The organism is Amycolatopsis rhizosphaerae (genome assembly GCF_007713715.1).
GTDB classification, from domain to species: domain Bacteria; phylum Actinomycetota; class Actinomycetes; order Mycobacteriales; family Pseudonocardiaceae; genus Amycolatopsis_E; species Amycolatopsis_E rhizosphaerae.
Window position 1 is genome coordinate 1 of the sequence record NZ_VJWX01000606.1, and the last position, 3,900, is coordinate 3,900.

5 protein-coding genes are annotated in these 3,900 nt (G+C 69.7%); 2 read left to right on the top strand and 3 right to left on the bottom strand.

From position 1 onward, the window contains the following. The first annotated feature begins 81 nt into the window (after window positions 1-81). Window positions 82-1,404 (top strand): homogentisate 1,2-dioxygenase, encoded by a 1,323-nt coding sequence (gene hmgA / locus FNH05_RS34040; protein ID WP_144592963.1) that lies wholly within the window; start codon window positions 82-84, stop codon window positions 1,402-1,404. 80 nt (window positions 1,405-1,484) lie between these two features. Here hmgA and FNH05_RS34045 read toward each other — a convergent pair whose 3' ends face one another. The 3 genes from FNH05_RS34045 to FNH05_RS38980 all read right to left on the bottom strand — a co-directional run bounded on the left by FNH05_RS34045 (window position 1,485) and on the right by FNH05_RS38980 (window position 3,305). Further along, the gene (locus tag FNH05_RS34045; protein ID WP_144592964.1) at window positions 1,485-2,120 is read right to left on the bottom strand and encodes a type IV toxin-antitoxin system AbiEi family antitoxin domain-containing protein; all 636 of its coding nucleotides are present in this window, start codon (window positions 2,118-2,120) and stop codon (window positions 1,485-1,487) included. Window positions 2,121-2,488: 368 nt separating this feature from the next. Further along, on the bottom strand, window positions 2,489-3,109 hold the full coding sequence (locus FNH05_RS34050) for a TetR/AcrR family transcriptional regulator (RefSeq protein WP_144592965.1): 621 nt from the start codon (window positions 3,107-3,109) through the stop codon (window positions 2,489-2,491). A gap of 49 nt (window positions 3,110-3,158) precedes the next feature. Beyond that, window positions 3,159-3,305 carry a nuclear transport factor 2-like protein gene (locus FNH05_RS38980; protein WP_222426791.1) on the bottom strand — a complete coding sequence of 49 codons (147 nt, stop codon included), beginning with the start codon at window positions 3,303-3,305 and terminating at the stop codon, window positions 3,159-3,161. Between the two features lie 314 nt (window positions 3,306-3,619). Here FNH05_RS38980 and FNH05_RS34060 point away from each other — a divergent pair. Further along, on the top strand, window positions 3,620-3,900 hold a 281-nt coding region (locus tag FNH05_RS34060; RefSeq protein ID WP_186382876.1), incomplete at its 3' end, for an alcohol dehydrogenase catalytic domain-containing protein.

Sequence of the window (3,900 nt, forward strand, 5' to 3'; positions counted from 1 at the left end):
GGGAAAGGGCGCGCGGTTGACCGCACGGCGGCGGGGGGTGACGCTGAAACCGCCGACGTGCGTCCGAGCGGAGGTGGGGAGATGACCGGCACCATGCGGCCCGAGGCCCTGGCGGGCACCGTGCTGGACTATTCGGCCGGATTCGGCAACGAGCACCACAGCGAGGCCGTTCCGGGAGCGCTGCCGGTGGGCCGCAACTCGCCGCAACGGGCGCCGCTGGGGCTCTACGCCGAGCAGCACAGCGCCACCGCTTTCACCGAACCGCGCGCCGGCAACCGCAGGAGCTGGGTGTACCGGATCCGGCCCTCGGCCGCGCATCCGCCGTTCCGGCCCCTCTCCCACGAGTTCCTGCACAGCGCGCCCCTGACCGCGGGGGCGGCCGATCCGAACCGGCTGCGGTGGGACGCCCCGCCGCGGCCGGAGCACCCCGCCGACTTCGTCGACGGCCTGTTCACCGTGTGCGCCAACGGAAACGTGCTGCACCGCACGGGCGTGGCCCTGCACTGGTACCGGGCCACGCGCTCGATGGAGGACCGGTACTTCACCGACGCCGACGGCGAGTTGCTGCTGGTGCCCGAGCTGGGCCGCCTCCTGCTGCAGACCGAGTACGGGCGGCTGCAGGTCGGACCGGGTGAGATCGCGGTGATCGGCCGGGGTATCCGCTTCCGGGTCACCCTGCTCGACGACGCGGCCCGGGGCTATGTGTGCGAGAACTACGGGCAGCCCTTCACCCTGCCCGAGCTCGGCCCGATCGGGGCCAACGGACTGGCCGGTCCGCGCGATTTCCTCTACCCGGTCGCCGCGTTCGAAGACCGCGAGGAAACCGTGCAGGTGGTGCAGAAGTACGGCGGCGGGCTGTGGGCGGCCGACTACGACCATTCACCGCTGGATGTCGTCGCCTGGCACGGAAACCACGCGCCGTACAAGTACGACCTCGCGCGGTTCACCGTGCTCGGCACGGTCAGCTTCGACCATCCGGACCCGTCGATCTACACGGTGCTGACCTCCCCGTCGGACACTCCAGGACAGGCCAACGCCGATTTCGTGGTGTTCCCGCCGCGATGGCTGGTGGGGGAGGACACCTTCCGCCCGCCCTGGTACCACCGCAATGTGATGAGCGAGTTCATGGGGCTGGTCAAGGGGGTTTACGACGCCAAGGCCGAGGGTTTCGTGCCGGGCGGGGCGAGCCTGCACGGGATGTGGTCGGCGCACGGCCCCGACGCGGAGACCTTCGAGCGTGCCAGCAGTCAGGAACTCGTGCCGCAGAAGATCGAGGACACGCTGGCCTTCATGGTCGAGACGCGCTGGCCCCTGCTGGTCACGGACCAGGCGCACGCGGCGCCCCATCGGCAGCCCGGCTACGACACGGTGTGGAGTGGTCTGCACCGCCACTTCACCGGCTGAGCCCGGCGCTTGCCTGACCGGGGCTGGGCTCAGCCGTGAAGGGCCAACGCCTGCGCGGCCTTGCCGGGCTTTCGCCGCCGTCACACGTGTTGCAGGATGCGGTCCAGTGCGCCGTGCCGCCGTTGCGCGGTGGCCAGGCTGTACAGCACGTGCGGATCGGCCTTGTCCAGCAAGGCGCCGATGGCCTCTCGCGCGGACTCGGGACGCCCGCCCAGTTGCGGGTACGCCGCGAGGTCCAGCAGGGTCTGCTCGACCGTGGTCACCCAGCCCGCACCGAGTTCGCCCGAGTACCGCTCGATCTTCAGCCGTCGAGGGTCGCGGCGGACGAAGGACACCGTGGCATCCCGGTCGGCGAAGGACAGGCTCGGCCGGTTGCGGGTGGTCGCGACGATGCCGACTCCCGGGGACCCGGGCAGCGCCTCGTGCACGTGCGCGGCCGAAAGTCCCATCAGGGCAACGGATCTGGGTCCGTCGTCGGCCGCGGCGATACCCCAGGAGGCCGCTTCGAGGTCCGGCTGCCAGCCCTGTCCGATCCGGTCGCTGGGCACCAGCGCGTAATAGCCCGCGGCCAGCCGGTGCAGAACGCCGCCCCTGAGCAGGCGGGCGAGCCCGGGATCAGCCGGTGCGGGGGAATCGTCGGCCTCCGGTGCGGGGACCACGCGGACCGCGCGCCGCAACAAGGAGGGAAGCGGGTCGAACACTACCTGATGCGTCATATCCATCACCCTGGGTAGAGGTTACTGAGTACCGTCCGGAGCTGACAAGTACCCAATGGACGAAAATTCCGTTACTCAGCACGGAAAAACCGGCCCCGTGCCGGACGGTGCGTTCACTGTGCCGAGTGGCCGGCGCGATCGGCCCGCACGGAGGGCACGGGTGTCCGGCGGGGGTGAAGTCCTTGCCTCCCAACCGCTTCTCACCCGATCGGTGGCGTCGGGATCAGCGCTGGGTGATCGCCGCGCGGGCAGGTGCCACCGCACGAGCGGATTGACATCGGAATTCCCGCAAACGCTCATTTCACCGAGTGATTTCCCTGCGCGGCCGGCCACAGTGGAATTCCGGCGTGCGGGCGGTCGCTCCCGGTCTATTCGAGCGCGGCCGGATCGGTCGCGACCGAAGCCAGGCGCGCGAGGATGATCGCGGCGGCGCGGTCGTACCGGCGGTCGTCGTCGAGGAGGGCGGCGTCTTCGGCCGCGGTGCGGGCGAGAGCGTCGAGTTCGAAGGCCAGATCGGCCGGGTTGAGGTCGGCGCGGACCTCTCCCAGATTCTGGGCTTCGGCGATGGTGGCGGCGTACAGGGTCTGCCAGTCGCGGCGGGCCGAGGCGATGGCGTCGCGGACGCGCCCGGGCCGGGCGTCGAATTCGGGGGCCGCGGCGAGGAAGAAGCAGCCGCCCTCGAACACCGGCTGCCGCGCGTAGTGCATCCACGCCTCGCACAGGGCCCGGACGCGGCGGATCCCGGCGGGTGTCTTCCTGGCGGGGCGGACGACCCTGGCGGCGAAGACGTCGATCGCGGCCCGCACGGTCGCCAGTTGCAGCTCCTCCTTGGAACCGAACTGCGCGAACACGCCACTCTTGCTCATCTCGAGTTCGGTGGCCAGGCGTCGCACGGACAGGCTTTCGAGTCCTTCCACCGAGGCGATGTTCATCGCCCGGTCCAGGATGAGCTGCCGTGACTGGAGACCGCGCAGAACCCGCTTGTCCATGGCGCAAGCCTACTGGACAGGCGTCCTGGAATTTTGCGTGGCCGCCGGGCTAGGCGGCCGCCCGCCAGGAGGAGAACCGCGCCGCCGCCGCTTCCGTCGGCAGGCCGAGCTGCTCGCACATCTGGTTGAAGTCGAAGAAGAAACGCTCCTGGGCGATCAGGCCGTCACGCACTCGCCAGTGGCAGGCGAAGGGCACGCCGCCACCTCGGCCAGGCCGCGGGAGACGGTCTGAAACGGGATGGTCTCGAACACCGCGTCGGCATGGCAGGTGGCCAGCGCGGCCGGGACGTCGGCTCGTGACTTGGCCTCCGCGTAGGTCCTGACCGTCTCGGTCGGGGTGGCGCTCAGCGTCGTCCTCCGGTATCGAAGAGTTCAGTAAGTGGACGGCTGTACTATATGTTCTCCCTTATCCCTCAGGGAAGGGATGTCTTGTTCCAGCTCTTCGGGCAGTACTTATAGTACAGTCGTCCACATAGTTTGCTGCGAGTTTGCTCCGAGAGAGGGTTGACCATGCGCGCGGTGCTGCAAGAGGAGTGGGGCGATCCCGAGACGATGCGGCTGGCCGAGATCGACCGGCCGGAACCGGCCTTCGGCGAGGTCCTGGTCAGAGTGGTCGCGGCCGGGGTGAACCCGGTCGACTACTACACGGCGCGGGGACTGGCCTACAACCGCCTGCTCGACCTGCCGTTCGTCCACGGCTGGGACGTGGCCGGGGTGGTGGAGCGGGTCGGCTACGGCACGACGCGGTTCCAGTCCGGCGACCGGGTGTTCGGCATGCCGTGGTTTCCCCG